The organism is Caballeronia ptereochthonis, assembly GCF_001545075.1.
In the GTDB taxonomy this organism is placed as follows: Bacteria; Pseudomonadota; Gammaproteobacteria; order Burkholderiales; family Burkholderiaceae; genus Caballeronia; species Caballeronia ptereochthonis.
Genome location: NZ_FCOB02000025.1, coordinates 20,530 through 36,178, shown reverse-complemented (window position 1 = coordinate 36,178; position 15,649 = coordinate 20,530). Strand labels below are relative to the sequence as shown.

Sequence of the window (15,649 nt, the reverse complement as noted above, 5' to 3'; positions counted from 1 at the left end):
TCAACCACAGAGACGATGCTCAACTCTCCCGCCGACCGACTCGTCAAGCCGATTCATCTGATGCCCGCTTCCGCCCGCGCGCGGCTCGTGTCCGCGCCGACGCCGCTGCAGGCGCGCTTGCAGCGCGAGCTGAAGGGCGACGTGCTGTTCGATCGCGCATCGCGCGGGCGCTATGCCACCGATGCGTCGATCTATCAGATCATGCCGGTCGGCGTCGTCGTGCCGAAGGATCAGGAGGATTTGCGGCTTGCATTGCGGATCGCGGCGGATGGCCGGGCGAGCGTGCTGGCGCGTGGCGCGGGCACGAGCCAATGCGGGCAGACGGTGGGCGAGGCGCTCGTCATCGACACGACGAAATGGCTCAACAACATCATCCGCTTCGACAAGGACGCACGCACGGTAACGGTCGAGCCGGGCGTCGTGCTCGATCATCTGAACGCCTGGCTGAAGCCGCATGGGCTGTGGTTTCCGGTGGACGTATCGACGAGCGCGCAATGCACGATCGGCGGCATGGCCGGCAACAACTCCTGCGGCTCGCGCTCGATGGAATACGGGATCATGGTGCACAACGTCGAGGCGATCGATGCGATCCTCGCCGATGGATACGAGACGCGCTTCGGCAAACTCTCGAGCATGACGGCCGATGCGCGCACGCGCGATCTCGTCGACGGCGTGCGCGGCATCGCGCTGCGCGAGCGGAACGAGATGCGCGAGCGCATCCCGAAGGTGCTGCGTCGCGTAGCCGGCTACAACCTCGATCTCTTCGATTGCCAGAGCCCGCTGCCTTTCAGCGATGGCGGCGAGCCCAATCTCGCGAATCTGCTCGTCGGCTCGGAGGGCACGCTCGCGTTCAGCCGTCAGCTGACGTTGAAGCTGGCGCCACTGCCCGCGCACAAGATGCTGGGCGTGGTGAACTTCCCGAGTTTCTACGCGGCGATGGAGATGACGCAGCACATCGTGAAGCTCGGACCCGTTGCGGTCGAACTGGTCGATCGCACGATGATCGATCTCGCGATGTCGAATCCCGCGTTCCGGCCCGTGATCGAGAAGGCGTTGGTGGGTGAGCCGCAGGCGGTGCTGCTCGTCGAATTCGCGGGCGAGGATCGCGATACGCAGGTGGCGAAGCTCGCGCAACTCGTCGAACTGATGGGCGATCTCGGCTTGCCCGGCTCGGTCGTACAGATGCCCGGCGCAGACCCGCAAAAGGCATTGTGGGAAGTACGCAAGGCAGGCCTGAACATCATGATGAGCATGAAGGGCGACGGCAAGCCGGTGTCCTTCATCGAGGATTGCGCGGTGCCGCTCGAGCATCTCGCCGAATATACGGGTCGTCTGACCGAAGTCTTCCGGAAGCATGGAACGGAAGGAACCTGGTACGCGCATGCGAGCGTCGGCACGCTGCATGTGCGGCCGATTCTCGACATGCGCCGCGACGGGGCCAGCAAGATGCGCGCGATCGCGGAAGAGGCCGCGGCGATGGTGCGCGAATACAAGGGCGCTTATTCGGGTGAGCACGGCGATGGTCTGTGCCGCGGCGAGTGGGTCGCATGGCAGTACGGTCCGCGCATCAACGAAGCGTTTCGCGACATCAAACGACTGTTCGATCCCGAGAACCGCTTGAGTCCGGATCGAATCGTCGCGCCGCCGAAGATGGACGATGCCGCCAATTTCCGCTTTCCGCCGTCTTATCGCGAGCGCGCATTCGAGCCGCGCCTCGACTGGTCCGCGTGGAACGTCACGCGCGATCCGTCGACGGGTGAAGAGGGCGCGCCGGGATCGGGCGGCGATCTCGCGGACGGCCTCACGAAAGCAGTCGAGATGTGCAACAACAACGGCCATTGCCGCAAGTTCGATGCGGGCACGATGTGCCCGAGCTATCGCATCACGAAGGACGAGCAGCATGTGACGCGCGGCCGCGCCAATACCTTGCGGCTCGCATTGTCGGGGCAGCTCGGTGAGGACGGTTTCGCGAGCCAGGACGTCAAGGACGTGCTCGACTTGTGCGTGTCGTGCAAGGGCTGCAAGCGCGATTGCCCGACGGGCGTCGACATGGCGCGCATCAAGATCGAGGCGCGCGCGGCCTGGACGAAACGTCATGGCGTGCGCATGCGCGAGCGTCTCATCGCGTTTCTGCCGCGCTACGCGCCGCTCGCGAGCCGCATGCCCGCGCTTGCGGGCGCTGTCGAATCGGGCATGCCAGGCGTGGCGCGCTGGCTCAAGACGAAGCTCGGCCTCGCGCCGCAACGCGAATTTCCGCGCTTCAGGAAGCCCTTTCTCTCGGACACGACGAGCAAACCAGTTGCATCCGCAACCAATGAAGTCCTGCTCTTCGTCGATACGTTCAACAACTATATGGAACCCGACAACGCGCGTGCAGCGAAACGCGTGCTCGAAGCGGCGGGTTATGCGGTTCGTCTGAACGTGAACGCGGGCGAGCGGCCGTTGTGCTGTGGACGCACTTTCCTGTCGGCCGGTCTCGTCGACGAGGCGAAGGCGGAAGCGCGGCGCACGCTCGACGCGCTTCTGCCCCATGTCGAACGCGGCGTTGCGGTCGTCGGGCTGGAGCCATCCTGTCTGCTCTCGCTACGCGATGAATTTCTCGCCTACGGCTATGGCGATGCCGCGCACAAGCTCGCGGAGGCATCGTTTCTCTTCGAGGAATTTCTCGTGCGCGAACACGCGGAAGGGCGATTGCATCTGAAGCTCGGGCCTCTGGACAAGTCGAAGGCGCTGCTGCACGGGCATTGCCATCAGAAGGCGTTCGATGCCGTGCGTCCGGTCGAAAAAGTGCTCGGCTGGATTCCCGGGCTGGATGTGCAGACGATCGAATCGTCCTGCTGCGGCATGGCCGGCAGCTTCGGCTATGAGGCGGAGCATTACGAAGCATCGCAGGCGATGGCCGAGTTGTCGTTACTGCCGGCGGTGCGGGCGGCAGAGGATGCGTTGATCGTCGCGGACGGGACGAGCTGCCGTCATCAGATCGCGGACGGCGCGCAAAGAGAGGCGTTGCACGTTGCGCGCGTGCTGGCGATGGCGCTCGATTCAACGGACTGACGACAGATTCATTAACCAGAGCACAACAGCGGATAGCAACGAGCCGCGATCAGGAGACAAGCCATGACATCACCGCGCAAACCACGCATTCGCAAGCTGCGCCGCAGGACGCAGTAGGCGCGCAGATCGATCCGCAGTCCTCATCCGACGCACCCCAGGGAAGTTCCGCATTCCGTGACATCCGGCGCCTCTCGATGATCCGAAGGCTCCCGGCTCACGCACGCGGCTACACAAGGAGACGAAGATGTTCCGTCGAGCCACGACGCGCGTTCTGCTGCTGCTATGCGCGATGTATTTCATCACCTATATCGACCGCGTCAATGTCAGCACCGCGGCGAGCCAGTTCGGCGCGGAGCTGGGCCTCTCGCATACGCAGGTCGGTTTCGTGTTTTCCGCGTTCGCGTATCCGTATCTTGTATTCCAGATCATCGGCGGATGGGTCGGCGACCGTTTCGGGCCGCGTCGCACGCTTACGCTCTGCGCGATCATCTGGGCAGGCGCCACCGTGCTGACGGGTCTCTCGGGCGGCTTCGTCTCGCTGATCGTCGCACGCGTGCTGCTCGGCCTCGGCGAAGGCGCGACTTTCCCGACCGCGACGCGCGCCATGTCCAACTGGATGCCCTCCGACCAGCGCGGTTTTGCACAAGGCATTACGCATGCAGCGTCGCGCATCGGCAATGCGGTCGCGCCGCCGCTCATCGTCTGGCTGATGGTCGCGACGAGCTGGCGCGGCGCCTTCGTCATCACGGGCGTCGTGAGCTTTCTGTGGGCGATCGCGTGGGTCTTGTACTTCCGCGACAATCCGCGCGATCATCCGCGCATCACGGAATCGGAATGCGCGACGCTCGTCACTTATACAGGCGTGAAGGAGCGCGCGCCCGTGCCATGGCGCACGCTGCTCGGCCGCATGGCGCCCGTCACTGCCGTGTACTTCTGCTATGGCTGGGTGCTGTGGCTTTTTCTCGGCTGGATTCCGCAGTATTTTCTGCACAGCTATCATATGGAGCTCGGCAAATCCGCGCTCTTCGCCTCCGGCGTGTTCTTTGCGGGCGTGCTCGGCGACTGGCTCGGCGGTTCCGTCACCGACCGCATCCTGAGAAAGAGCGGCAACGTCCGGCTCGCGCGCAACGTGATGGTCGGCGTGTGCATGCTGCTTACGCTGCTGTCGCTCGCGCCGATCATGCTCGTGTCTAACATCTCGATCACGCTGGCGGCGCTCTGTCTTTCTGCCGGCTTCTTCTTCAACGAAATGACGATCGGCCCGATGTGGTCCGTGCCGATGGACATCGCGCCGAAACACGCGGGCACCGCCTCCGGCATCATGAATTCGGGCTCGGCGCTCGCCGCGATCATCAGCCCGGTCTTGGGCGGCTGGCTGATCGACCGCACCGGCAACTGGAACCTGCCGTTCACCGTGTCGATGATCCTGATGGCGGTGGGCATCATCCTCTCGTTCACGATGCGCCCCGACCGCGTCCTCGACGTGGAAGAGGAACAACCGGACGCGGCGCAGGTGCGCAAGTTCGTGTGACCGGGCGACGCCCGCGGGCGTCGCGGTTCGATGCATTCTGCATGCATCGAACCGCATCGGAACAATGCATGCAATATTCAATTCAAGGAGGCGATGTGGCGGAACCATCCATCCTGATCGAGCGCGAGGGCGATATCGCCACGGTCGTCATCGACCGCCCCGAGAAGCTCAATGCGATGACCAAGCCTCTGTGGCGCTCGCTGGGGGAGACCATGGAAAGGCTCTCCGGCGACGACTCTTTGCGCTGCATCGTATTGCGCGGCGCGGGCGAGAAAGCGTTTTCGCCGGGCAACGACATCGGCGAGTTCCGGACTGACCGCGCCAATGTCGAGCAGGCGAAGGCATACGGCGCGATCATGCATCGCACGTTGAATGCGTTGCGCGAGTGCCGCCATCCGATCGTCGCGATGATTCACGGCATTTGCGTCGGCGGCGGCCTCGAGATCGCGGCGATGTGCGACCTGCGCATCTGCGGCGAATCGAGCCGCTTCGGCGTGCCCATCAAGAACCTCGGCCTCGTGATGGCGCATGCGGAAATGGATGGCCTCGTGAGGCTCGCGGGACCGGCGGTCGCACTCGAGATTCTTCTCGAAGGCCGCATCTTCGGCGCGCAGGAGGCGCTTGCGAAAGGGCTCGTCACGCGCGTCGTCGCGGACGGCGAAGTCACGGCGCACACCTGCGAGACCGCGCGGCGCATCGCCGATGGCGCGCCGCTCGTCGCACGCTGGCACAAGCGGTTCGTGCGTCGCGTGATGGATTCCGCGCCGCTCACCGAAGAAGAACTCGACGAAGGCTTCGCCTGCTTCGGCACGGAAGATTTCCGCATCGGCTATCAGGCCTTTCTCGACAAGATCAAACCGCAATTCAAGGGACGTTGAATCATGGCAGACACGAAACCAGTTGCCGCGCCGGGCACGGGACCGCTTGCGGGCATGCGTGTGATCGAGCTCGCGCACATCATGTCGGGGCCGATCTGCGGGATGATGCTCGCGGACATGGGCGCCGACGTCATCAAGGTCGAAAAGATTCCCAATGGCGACGATTGCAGGCGCTTCGCGCCGATCCTCGCGAGCGGCGAGTCCGCATCGTTCATGATCGTGAACCGCAACAAGCGCGGCATCGCACTCAATCTCAAGACGGAAGGCGGCAAGGAAGTGCTCAGGAAGATGCTCGCGAGCGCGGACGTCGTGACCGAGAACTATCGGCGCGGCACGATGGAAAAGCTCGGCATGGGCTACGAAACGCTCAAGGCGGCGAACCCCGGGCTCATCTATTGCGCGATCTCGGGTTACGGACGCAGCGGGCCCATGGCGGACAAGGGCGGTTTCGATCTCATCGCGCAAGGTTTGAGCGGGCTGATGAGCATGACCGGCGAGCCGGGCCAGGCGCCGATCAAGGCAGGCTCGCCCGTCACCGACATCAACGCGGGCATTCTGGCGGCGCTCGGCGTCAGCGCGGCGTATGCGAGGAAGCAGGCCACCGGCCTCGGGCAGATGGTCGATACATCGCTTTTCGAAGCCGGCCTGCAGCAGATGTACTGGGCCTTCGCCAACTACTTCGCCGATGGCACCGTCTTGCCCAAAGCCGGATCTGCCAATCCGACGAGCGCGCCGTATCAGGCATTCCGCACGCGCGACGGCTGGGTCAACATCGGCGCGGCGAATCAGAGCAATTACGAGCGACTCGTCGGCGTGTTGAACATTCCTGGCCTGGCCGAAGACGAGCGCTTTCAGACCAACGCGGGGCGGCTGAAACATCGCGAGGCGCTGGTCGGGATTCTGACGGCGCGGCTCGTCGAGCGGACCACCGACGAATGGCTCGCGTGCTTCGACGAAATCGGCTTGCCGAGCGGCGCGGTGCTGGGCGTACCGGAAGCGTCGTCGCATGAACAGGCCATCGCGCGCGGGATGATCGTCGAAACCGAGCATCCGCTCGCGGGCCCGATGCGCGGCATCGGCTTGCCGATACATTTTTCGGAGGGCTGCACGAAGGCGTCGCGCCCCGCGCCGCTGCTCGGACAGCACACGGGAGAGGTGCTCGGCGAATACGGCTTCGACGACGCGCGCATTCAGGCGCTCAAGGACGAAGGCGCGATTCTGGAAACGGAAGTTCCGGCTTGAGTCCTGACTGCGGCCATATTGCGCTATGCATTCATCATGCAGAATGCAGCGATATGATCGAGGCTTGACGATACTTCACCGCCACCCTTCACCATGACACTCGCCCCTCCGCCCGCCGCTCGCGTAGGCGACTCGCTTGCATCGGTCGCCACGCCTTCCCTGATGATCGACCTCGACGCCTTCGACGCCAATCTCGCGGCGATGACCGCGTTCGCCGCGCGCCACGGCGTCGCGCTGCGACCACACGCGAAGGCGCACAAGTCCAGCGAGATTGCGAAGCGTCAGGTCGAAGCGGGCGCGGTCGGCGTGTGCTGTCAGAAGCTTTCCGAGGCGTATCCGTTCGCGGCGGCCGGGATCGCGAGCATCCACGTCAGCAACGAGTTCGTCGGCGCCGACAAGCTGGCGATGGCCGTCGAGCTCGCCGCGCACGTGCGGCTGTCGGTTTGCGTGGATGCATTGCCACAAGTGCTGGCGTTGGGCATCGCGGCGGCGCGCGCGGGCGTGACGATCGACGTGCTGCCCGAAGTCGATGCCGGTCAGCATCGCTGCGGCGTGACGAGCGAAGACGCGCTCCTCGCGCTCGTGGACGGCATCGCCGCGCAGAATGCGCTGCGCTTCGCGGGCATTCAGGCGTATCACGGCGGCATCCAGCACGTCGCCGACTGGAACGCACGCAAGACCGCAGCCGGTCACGCGGCGGAAATCGCCGCAAGCTACGTGCGCGCGCTCGATGCACGCGGCGTGCGCTGCGGCATCGTGACGGGCGGCGGCACCGGCACGGTCGAGTTCGATGCCGCGAGCGGCGTCTATACCGAAGTTCAGCCCGGTTCGTATCTCTTCATGGACGGTGACTACGGCGGCCTCGGGTGGGGCGGCGAATTGCGCTGGCGCCATAGCCTGTTCGTGCTCTCGACGGTGATGAGCGCGACTCGCCCCGGCATGGCCGTGTGCGATGTCGGCCTGAAGGGACTCGCGGTGGATTCGGGCTTGCCGCGCAGTGCGCTCTGGCTCGATGGAAGCGCCGAGCCCGCGCTGACCTATATCGCGGCGAACGACGAGCACGGCATGTTGCAGGCGCAAGGCATGCCCGAAGAAATCTTCACGGCGCTCGTCGGCGAGCGGTTGCGCCTGCCGCCCGGGCATTGCGATCCGACGGTGAATCTCTACGACCAATATGTCTGCTATCGAGGCGAACGCGTGGCCGACATCTGGCCGATCGACGCGCGCGGCCTTTCGCGTTAAGCGCTCGGCTCCTTGAGCGGATAGATGGTCGAAATCAGTGCGTCGAGATCGGCGACGATGAGGCCGGCGACGAACTGCGCCACTTCCTGTGCGCCGTGGCTCGGCTCGCGCGCGGCCAGCGCGTCCTTCAGTTCGTTCACCGACGCGCGTGCGCGTGCGAGCTTCGCTTCGTCCTGATGAGTCGAAGCGAGCACGCTAGCCAGTGTTTCGAAGAGCGCCTGCAACGCGCGGCCCGTATCGCCGAGCCGGGCCGCACACGTCTCGCTGTCGAGGCGAGCCACCGCCTTGGCGAGAAAGAGCGCATCGCTGTGCAGGCGGCGCAGGAAAGGCGCGGCCTTGTCGATCGCATCCGAGCGGCGATTCTGCACGAGCACGATGATGTGCTCGCGTTCGGCTTCTTTCAACGCATCGTCGAGCGCCTTCTGCGCATCCGTGCTTTTCGATTCGAGGCGCATCGCGCGGGCTTCGTCGTGCTCGCCGGACAGATACAGTCCGATCAGTTGACCCAGGCTCCTCAAGGTGTCGGCGACGCTGCGATGCGCTGCCTTGAGCGCGCGATTCGGCCAGATTGCCGACACCACGAACGCCGATGCCGCGCCGATCAATATCTCCAATACGCGATGCAAGGGCCGCTCGAAAGGCGAGCCTTCGCCTGCCGGAATCAGTACGACGATCACGAGCGTGACGCATGCGAGTCTCAACGCGGGACGTTTCGCACTCAGCGCGGCGAGCGGCACGAGCGCGACGGCGAACACCGCGAGCGGCGGCGCGCCGCGCTCCATCGCGACGATGCCGAGCACGCCCGCCACCGCGCCGATGCATGCGCCGATGATCTGGTCGCGCGCCGTATCGACCGCTTGCGTGAGGCTCGGCTGCGTCACGATGACGAGCGTCGTGATGAGCGCCCAGTAGCCCTCCGGCAGCGCGGCGAGACGCGCTGCGGCGTAGCTGATCGCGCAGCTCATCAGCGTGCGCAAGAGGCGTCTTGCTTCGGGCGCGCCGAAGAAGGCGCGCAGGTGGCGTCGAGTGCGGGTGATCGCTGTCATGCGCTCTGTGTCGTTGACGAACTGGATATGCGGCGAAGACGCGACGCATGTGCGCGCGGTCGGTGCTGCATTATGCCAAGTGCCACGCACGGCGCGTGATGAAGAAGGCGCTAACGGACGAACGGACAACAGAGAACGAGGCGGCATACATGCCCGATCTTGCAGGGCATGCTGCTGCCTCGATGTCGCGACGAACCGAAGACTGACGAAGCGTCAGGGGGTGTCAGGTAAGAATCGGCACCGCTTCGATCAACGCGAGCCCGAGTAACGCCCCGATGGCTGCGCTGATGAGCTTCGGATGCCAGCGGTCCAGATGCAGCGCCGTGAGCAGCGCGCCGATCAGGATGACGCCGAGCAAGGCGAAAACCACGACAAGATAGCCGATTTCAAATTCGTTGTTGATGAGCACGACGCTGGCCTCCCGCCGGCACGAGCCGGCCCGACTTGCGCATTGCGCCGCCTCGCGGCTCATGTCGATCCGCTCGCGCGACAACTTGATTATATATCACATTGTGATGCAATCAAGGTCGCGCGGCGGATGTGCGCATGCGGAATCTAATGTGCGGGTCCGGCGTTGAGCGGCAACTTGGAGGCGCGCGCGCTGTCGGCCGTCATCTTCGTCGCGCCCGGTTTGTATCCGTTCGACAGCAGCAGGAAGGCCATGATGTCGGCATAGTCCTGGTCCTTGAGCTTGCCTGGGCGATCGGCGGGCATGTTGGTCGCCATATAGGTGAAGATGCCGCCCACCGTCAGATGAGAGTTCGATGGCGGCGCGAAGGCCGGTCCTTGCAATGCGGGCGCCGTCACGCCTTGCAGTTGAGCGCCGTGGCATTTCGCGCATGAGCTTGCATAGAGCGTCTTGCCGTGCGTAGTTTGCGCTTGTTCGAACGAGGGCGGCTCCCCACCGCCTTCGTTCGCGATCTTGATGAAACGGCCCTCGCGCGACGCGTTCATGTCGGCGAGCATGAAGCCCGAACGCGCAGACGACGCAGTGGAAGGCGTGTCGGGATGGCGTGCCGACGCGGTGTCGGCGGGCAAGGTCCATTGCTTCGTCAGTTCATGCAGGCGGCCATCGTTGGTCAAGGCCGTGAGCGCATCGTCGATGCGGGGGCGCAAGGCTTCGCTCTTCGGCCCGAACGCGAATGTCAGCTGCCAGTCCGCATACGGCGAATGCGCGGACGCGACGCTGAAGCTGCGCTCCGGATGCGCCATGCGATAGGCGACGACAGCCGGATACCAGACGATCGCGCGTTGCGCACGTCCCTTCGCTACTGCTTCGACCGTCAATGCCGACGTGTTCTCCAGATCGAGTTTCACATCGGGCTGTTGCACGGCGATCAATTGCGCGGGACTCGCATACGTCGCGGCGACCGTGCGCTTCGCCGCGTCCTGGAGATCGGCCCCGGGTGCTTCGATGCTGACGTAGCCCGCGCGCAGATAGCCGCGCGAGAAGCGCATCTTGCCGCCGGATGCATCGGCGACGGTGGAGCGCGGAAAGCCCGCGATCACATCGCATTCGCGTGCGAGGGTCTTGTCGAGTTCCCTGAGCGATACGCCGTCGTCATCGCCTTCGCCGATGCCCTTCGCAATGAACGTCGCGGCGATGCTGGCGCGAGCGAAGACCGCTTGAGCAACGGTGCGATCCAGTGCCGCCGACGGACTGCCGGGAAACGTGCAGATCTTCACGGCTGCGTCCGAGGGCGACGGCGTGAGTGCGACGCATGCCGCCAGCATGCTCACGGCGCGAATGCTGTTGAGTGGATGATTCATGTCTGAGCGTCCGATGAAATCGATGAGGACCGCGAGCGCGCGATGATGCGCGCTCGCCGTGCCTGAACAAGCGTGATGAAGACGAGGCTCAAGTGCGATTGAGCGCGAACACGTAGAGCGTGCCGCCGCGCGGCACCTTCTCCGCGGCCTTCGCCATCGGGCCGCCCCAGATCGGGTTCGCGCCGCCATAGCCCGCGAGCACGGCGACATACTCCTTGCCGTCGATTTCATACACCGAGGGCTGCGCGATGATGCCGCTTGCGAGCTTCGGGCTCTGCCACAGGACCTTGCCCGTGGCTTCGTCGAAGGCGTAAAGGCGTCCGTCGAGTGAGCCGCTGAACGCGAGACCGCCCGCGGTCGTTGCGACACCGCCGTTCCACGGCAGCTTGCTCCAGTGACTCCAGACCTTCTTGCCGGTATCGACGTCGATTGCCTGCAGTTCACCGTAGCCCTTGCTGTTGGGCTCGGGCTTGATCTCGAAGCCTTCGCCGAGATATGGCAGGCCTTCCATGTAGGTCACCGATTTGCCCGACAGCGACATGCACGCATGCAGGGCCGGCACGATTGCGAGATGCTTTTGCGGATCGTATGAAACGGACCACCAGTTCTTGCCGCCCAGGAAGCTCGGACACGTTTCGATGGTCGTACCCGCCTTCGGATACTTCGATGCGTCCTGCACTGGCTTGCCATCGGCCGTATAGCCCGTCACGGATGTCGCCGTGACGAAGGGCCGCGCGTAGATCAGCTTGCCGCTGCTGCGATCGATCGCATGGAAATAGCCATTGCGGTCCGCATGAATGATCGCGTCGTAGTCCTTGCCCTCGTACTTGATGTTCGCGAGCACGGGTGTGTTGACGCCGTCGTAGTCCCACGTGTCGTGGGTCGTGTATTGATAGTGCCACTTGAGGCCGCCCGTTTTCGGGTCGAGCGCAAGCAGCGAATCGGAATAGAGATTGTCGCCGGGACGAAGATCCGCGAGCCACGGTCCCGGATTGCCCACGCCCCAGTAGAGGGTCTTGCTCGCGGCGTCGTAGGTGCCGGTGAGCCATGCGGGCGCGCCGCCATGCTCCTGCATGCCGTCGGGCCATGTGTTGCCGCCCGCTTCCTTCGCGCCGGGCACTGTGTAGCGTTTCCAGAGCACCTTGCCGTCGGCCGGATCGAGCGCCGCGATGAAGCCGCGCGCGCCATACTCGCCGCCCGAACTTCCAACGACGAGCGCGCCGTCGAGCGCGAGCGGCGCAAGCGAGAACGCATAGCCGACGCCCGGATCGAACATCGCCTTCTTCCAGACGAGCGCGCCGGTTTGCGCATCGAGCGCGGCCACCTCGCCGTTCAGCATCGCGACGTAGACGTTCTTGCCATAGAGCGCGACGCCGCGATTGACCACGTCGCAGCATGCCGTCTTGAACGACTCCGCACCGAGGTTGGGCTCGTATTTCCAGAGCTGCTTGCCCGTTGCGGCATCGAATGCGTAGACGTTGTCCTTGGGCGTCGTCACGAAGAGAAAGCGACCGTTGACGATGGGCGTCGCTTCGAAGCCTTGCTGAAGATCCGCGGGAAATTTATAGCTCCACGCCTGCTTCAGATTCTTCACGTTGGTCGTGTCGATCTGCTTGAGCGGCGAATGCGCATGGCCGTTATAGGTGCGGTAGTACGTGAGCCATCCTGGATCGTCCTGCGCACTCGCAAGACGTTCATAGCTGACGTCCGGATACTGCGCCGGCGTGCCGCCGGCCGCGGTGGCCCGTTGCTGCGCGAAGCCGAATGCGACGGCGGCGCCTGCGGCGAGGGCCGCGATGCGCATGGCCGGTACTGGGCGTGTCTTCATCGTTGTCTCCTGGGAATCTCGGGTGCGACGTCTTGTTTGAATCTCTATAGGCATGCGAAGCGGTTGCGAGCTCATCAAGGCAAGTCATGTGCCATTGACGTTTCGTGTGCTCGCATTCCTTGCTGCATGCGGATGTCGCTCAAACGACGATGCATCGCCGCGCCGCGCGGAGCATGTTCAGGTGTGTTGCATCGTGGAGCAGTGAGAGGCTGGCGTGTTGCCCGATGTGACAGTCGCGATTCGACGCGATGTTCAATCGAGCCAGCCGAGACGGCGCGCCTCGTCGATGAAGCGATACACGTCCGCGGCAAGACCCGACGTGCCGAAGCGCGCTTCGAGTTCGCCGATGATGTCGTCCAGCTCGCGCGTGCCGTCGCAGCGCGCGAGTATTTCGCCCGCGCTGCGGTTCAGTTCGACGCTGCCGCGTGAATGCACGATTTCGCACGAACGCATGTCCGCATGCCAATGCAGCTTCCATGGCGCGCGCAAACGTGGACGCGTGCGTGCGGTTGCACGCGCGGTGGTCGGGTTCATGTGGAAGAAATCCGGGAAGAAGATGCATGCCCGGGTTCGGTGGAACCCGGGCATGCCTTCATCGAGGCGCTAGCGGGTGGCGATATACATCGTGATCTCGAAGCCGAAACGCATATCGGTAAAGGCGGGGGTGCTCCATTGCATGGTCATCTCCTTTGCTGATGTTCGAGTTGCGATCGCAAACCGTTTCGCGATCGGGCGTCGAAAATGCAAGCTCCATGCCTTCCATGAATCGACCGTGCAGACGCACGATCATTCTTTCAGTTCGATTTCGATGATGCGCGGCCAGCACGTCCGGGCTGTACCTCTTGGTGACAAGGGTGTATCGAGGTGAAACACCCGATGCAACGGGTCATTGCTCCATTGTTGAACAGAAGGGCATCTTGCGATAGATGGTGTTGCGCGAGACGCCGAGTGCGCGCGCCGCCGCGGATACGTTGCCACGATGACGAGCAAGCGTCGCCGCGATCACCGTAGCGGTGACTTCCTGAAGGCGCCCCGAGGCGAGCGTCGGTGAAGCGTATGCTTCAGACATGTTCTGCACGGTGCTTCGTGGCTCCTCGAAGAAGTCTTCGGGAAGATGGTCCCGGCGGATGCAGCCGTCGTCGTCCACCATGGCGGCTGCGGTGCGCAGCAGATTGCCCAGTTGCCGGCAATTGCCCGGCCACGCGTAGTGTTCGAAGAGCGTCATGACTTCCTCGTCGATGGACAGGCGCACGCCGCACGCTTCTTCGGCGCTCACCGTGTCCAGCATCTTCGTGATCACAGCCGCAAGGTCGGTGCGCTCGCGCAAGGGCGGCAGTTTCACGACGAGGCCGTTCAGGCGGTAGTACAAATCCTCGCGGAAGCGGTTCTGCGCGATCATTTCGCGCAAATTGCGGTGCGTCGCGCAGATGATCGCGACGTCGACCGGTATCGACTTGCTCGATCCAAGCGGATCGACGACGCGCTCCTGCAGCACGCGCAAGAGCCTGACTTGCAGCGAATAAGGCATGTCGCCGATTTCGTCCAGAAAGAGCGTGCCGCCGTTCGCCTGCATGAGCTTGCCCGCCGCCCCCTTGCGCCGCGCGCCCGTGAACGCGCCTTCTTCATAGCCGAAGAGCTCGGATTCGATCAGGTTCTCCGGAATCGAAGCGCAGTTCACCGCGACGAACGGCCCCGCGCGACGCGGCGAATCGCCGTGAATGGCTTGCGCGAACAGCTCCTTGCCGGTGCCGGTTTCGCCGGTGATGAGGATCGGTATGTCCTTGCCGATCACCTTGCGCACCTTGCCGATCACGGCAGCGACTTTCGGGTCGCCGGTATCGAGCGAGGCCAGTTTCGATGACGCGTCTTTCGAAGCGGACGGTCGCGGCGCCGCTCGCGTCGCAAGCGACATGGACGGCATGTCGGCCACCGGCGCGCGATTCAGCCGCACGCGGGCGCACACCACGGTGCCGTTGTTCAGATCGAGCGTCATATGCGGCCCGCGGCTCGCGCGCGAACGATCGATCAGATGCGCGCTCGACAGTCCGAAGAGCGAAGAGAGCGTGTGCGCGCGCATCGCCGTGAGCGGCAGGCCGAACTGGAACTGTGCGCTGCGGTTTGCCGACAGGAAGCGGCCATCGCATGTGAAGGCCATGATGCCTTCCATCAGCGTGCCGAGAAACTCGGGGCGGCTGTGAAACGCGATCTGCAGCATGCCCTGAAAAGTGCTGGAAAACAGATGGTTTTCGATCATCTGCACGGACATGCGCGCGAGCGCCATCGTGTGGCGATGGTAGCTGCGGTGATCGCCTGTCACGTCGAGCACGCCGATCAGCTCGCCGTAAGGGTCGAGAATCGGCACGCTGGAGCACGTCAGGAAGCGGTTGGCCGCGAGATAGTGCTGATCGCCGTGCACGACGGTGGGAGACCGCTCGGCGATCGCCGTACCGATCGCATTGGTCCCTTGCCGTTCCTCGGCCCAGTTGGCGCCGGCCCTGAGCGCGACTTTCTCCGCGCGGGCGAGGAAGTCGTCGTCGCCGGTGGAATGGAGGATGAGTCCCTGCGCATCGGTCAGCACGATCATGCTCTGCGTGTTGACGATCTGCTCGCGCAAGGTCTCCATGACCGGCGTCGCGTGCGCACATAGCACCCGGTTCTGTTCGAGCTTGAGCAGCAGCTCGCCGTCGGTCAGCACGTCGTAGTCGGGTCGCGTAGACGCGTTCAGACCGAACGTCTCCGACCGTTCGTGCGCCTTGCGGATCGACGGGATCAGCCAGCCGTTCTCTCGTTCGTCGTGGGAAGCCGCGATGTCGCGGATGTCGTCTTGCATCATCTCCTCCTTGTGCAGGCACCGGTCGTGTCGCCGGATGTTTGAGCCCCGGGAAAAGCAAGTCCTGCGCCAATGCACGGTGGGCATCGAGAGTGTTAGCGAAACGAAAGGAGGGGATGATGTTGCGAATGCCGACAGTTCGCGCGCGTCCTGTTGGGCGGAGTCGAACTGACGGGTTCAGGGAGTCGAGGGAGCGCGTGCGTCGCAGGCCCGCGGCACAGTGCCCGG

Annotated in this window: 12 protein-coding genes; 5 read left to right on the top strand and 7 right to left on the bottom strand. The window is 64.1% G+C overall.

The window, feature by feature from the left end:
• Positions 1-15 precede the first annotated feature (15 nt).
• The 5 genes from AWB83_RS24530 (at position 16) to AWB83_RS24510 (ending at position 7,947) form a co-directional block, all read left to right on the top strand.
• Complete coding sequence (locus AWB83_RS24530; protein ID WP_087048206.1) at positions 16-3,054, top strand: FAD-binding and (Fe-S)-binding domain-containing protein; 3,039 nt, start codon at positions 16-18, stop codon at positions 3,052-3,054.
• Between the two features lie 244 nt (positions 3,055-3,298).
• Positions 3,299-4,585, top strand: coding sequence for an MFS transporter (locus tag AWB83_RS24525; RefSeq protein ID WP_087048205.1), 1,287 nt, complete (start codon positions 3,299-3,301; stop codon positions 4,583-4,585).
• 68 nt (positions 4,586-4,653) lie between these two features.
• Positions 4,654-5,463 carry an enoyl-CoA hydratase/isomerase family protein gene (locus AWB83_RS24520; RefSeq protein ID WP_087048283.1) on the top strand — a complete coding sequence of 270 codons (810 nt, stop codon included), beginning with the start codon at positions 4,654-4,656 and terminating at the stop codon, positions 5,461-5,463.
• 3 nt (positions 5,464-5,466) lie between these two features.
• A complete protein-coding gene (locus AWB83_RS24515) occupies positions 5,467-6,705 on the top strand; it encodes a CaiB/BaiF CoA transferase family protein (protein WP_244197868.1) in 1,239 nt (412 codons plus the stop codon).
• 93 nt (positions 6,706-6,798) lie between these two features.
• The gene (locus AWB83_RS24510; RefSeq protein ID WP_087048204.1) at positions 6,799-7,947 is read left to right on the top strand and encodes a DSD1 family PLP-dependent enzyme; all 1,149 of its coding nucleotides are present in this window, start codon (positions 6,799-6,801) and stop codon (positions 7,945-7,947) included.
• Here the strand turns inward: AWB83_RS24510 and AWB83_RS24505 are convergent.
• The 7 genes from AWB83_RS24505 to AWB83_RS24475 all read right to left on the bottom strand — a co-directional run bounded on the left by AWB83_RS24505 (position 7,944) and on the right by AWB83_RS24475 (position 15,421).
• On the bottom strand, positions 7,944-8,993 hold the full coding sequence (locus AWB83_RS24505) for an FUSC family protein (RefSeq protein WP_087048203.1): 1,050 nt from the start codon (positions 8,991-8,993) through the stop codon (positions 7,944-7,946). The genes AWB83_RS24510 and AWB83_RS24505 overlap by 4 nt on opposite strands.
• 223 nt (positions 8,994-9,216) lie before the next feature.
• A complete protein-coding gene (locus AWB83_RS24500; RefSeq protein WP_087048281.1) occupies positions 9,217-9,402 on the bottom strand; it encodes a hypothetical protein in 186 nt (61 codons plus the stop codon).
• A gap of 146 nt (positions 9,403-9,548) precedes the next feature.
• Positions 9,549-10,763: a c-type cytochrome gene (locus tag AWB83_RS24495; RefSeq protein ID WP_087048202.1), complete on the bottom strand. Its 1,215-nt coding sequence runs from the start codon at positions 10,761-10,763 to the stop codon at positions 9,549-9,551.
• 88 nt (positions 10,764-10,851) lie between these two features.
• Positions 10,852-12,591 carry a methanol/ethanol family PQQ-dependent dehydrogenase gene (locus AWB83_RS24490; protein WP_087048201.1) on the bottom strand — a complete coding sequence of 580 codons (1,740 nt, stop codon included), beginning with the start codon at positions 12,589-12,591 and terminating at the stop codon, positions 10,852-10,854.
• A gap of 252 nt (positions 12,592-12,843) precedes the next feature.
• Positions 12,844-13,125 (bottom strand): pyrroloquinoline quinone biosynthesis peptide chaperone PqqD, encoded by a 282-nt coding sequence (gene pqqD, locus AWB83_RS24485; protein ID WP_087048200.1) that lies wholly within the window; start codon positions 13,123-13,125, stop codon positions 12,844-12,846.
• A 69-nt stretch (positions 13,126-13,194) separates the two neighbouring features.
• Positions 13,195-13,269: a pyrroloquinoline quinone precursor peptide PqqA gene (gene pqqA / locus AWB83_RS37550; protein WP_087048280.1), complete on the bottom strand. Its 75-nt coding sequence runs from the start codon at positions 13,267-13,269 to the stop codon at positions 13,195-13,197.
• Between the two features lie 208 nt (positions 13,270-13,477).
• Complete coding sequence (locus tag AWB83_RS24475; protein ID WP_087048279.1) at positions 13,478-15,421, bottom strand: sigma-54-dependent Fis family transcriptional regulator; 1,944 nt, start codon at positions 15,419-15,421, stop codon at positions 13,478-13,480.
• Positions 15,422-15,649 lie beyond the last annotated feature (228 nt).

What these genes read in the sequence shown, in the direction of transcription:
- AWB83_RS24530 (WP_087048206.1), top strand. Translation starts at nt 16, where the DNA reads ATGCTCAACTCTCCCGCCGACCGACTCGTCAAGCCGATTCATCTGATG.
- AWB83_RS24525 (WP_087048205.1), top strand. Translation starts at nt 3,299, where the DNA reads ATGTTCCGTCGAGCCACGACGCGCGTTCTGCTGCTGCTATGCGCGATG.
- AWB83_RS24520 (WP_087048283.1), top strand. Translation starts at nt 4,654, where the DNA reads ATGCAATATTCAATTCAAGGAGGCGATGTGGCGGAACCATCCATCCTG.
- AWB83_RS24515 (WP_244197868.1), top strand. Translation starts at nt 5,467, where the DNA reads ATGGCAGACACGAAACCAGTTGCCGCGCCGGGCACGGGACCGCTTGCG.
- AWB83_RS24510 (WP_087048204.1), top strand. Translation starts at nt 6,799, where the DNA reads ATGACACTCGCCCCTCCGCCCGCCGCTCGCGTAGGCGACTCGCTTGCA.
- AWB83_RS24505 (WP_087048203.1), bottom strand. Translation starts at nt 8,993, where the DNA reads ATGACAGCGATCACCCGCACTCGACGCCACCTGCGCGCCTTCTTCGGC.
- AWB83_RS24495 (WP_087048202.1), bottom strand. Translation starts at nt 10,763, where the DNA reads ATGAATCATCCACTCAACAGCATTCGCGCCGTGAGCATGCTGGCGGCA.
- AWB83_RS24490 (WP_087048201.1), bottom strand. Translation starts at nt 12,591, where the DNA reads ATGAAGACACGCCCAGTACCGGCCATGCGCATCGCGGCCCTCGCCGCA.
- pqqD (WP_087048200.1), bottom strand. Translation starts at nt 13,125, where the DNA reads ATGAACCCGACCACCGCGCGTGCAACCGCACGCACGCGTCCACGTTTG.
- AWB83_RS24475 (WP_087048279.1), bottom strand. Translation starts at nt 15,421, where the DNA reads ATGCAAGACGACATCCGCGACATCGCGGCTTCCCACGACGAACGAGAG.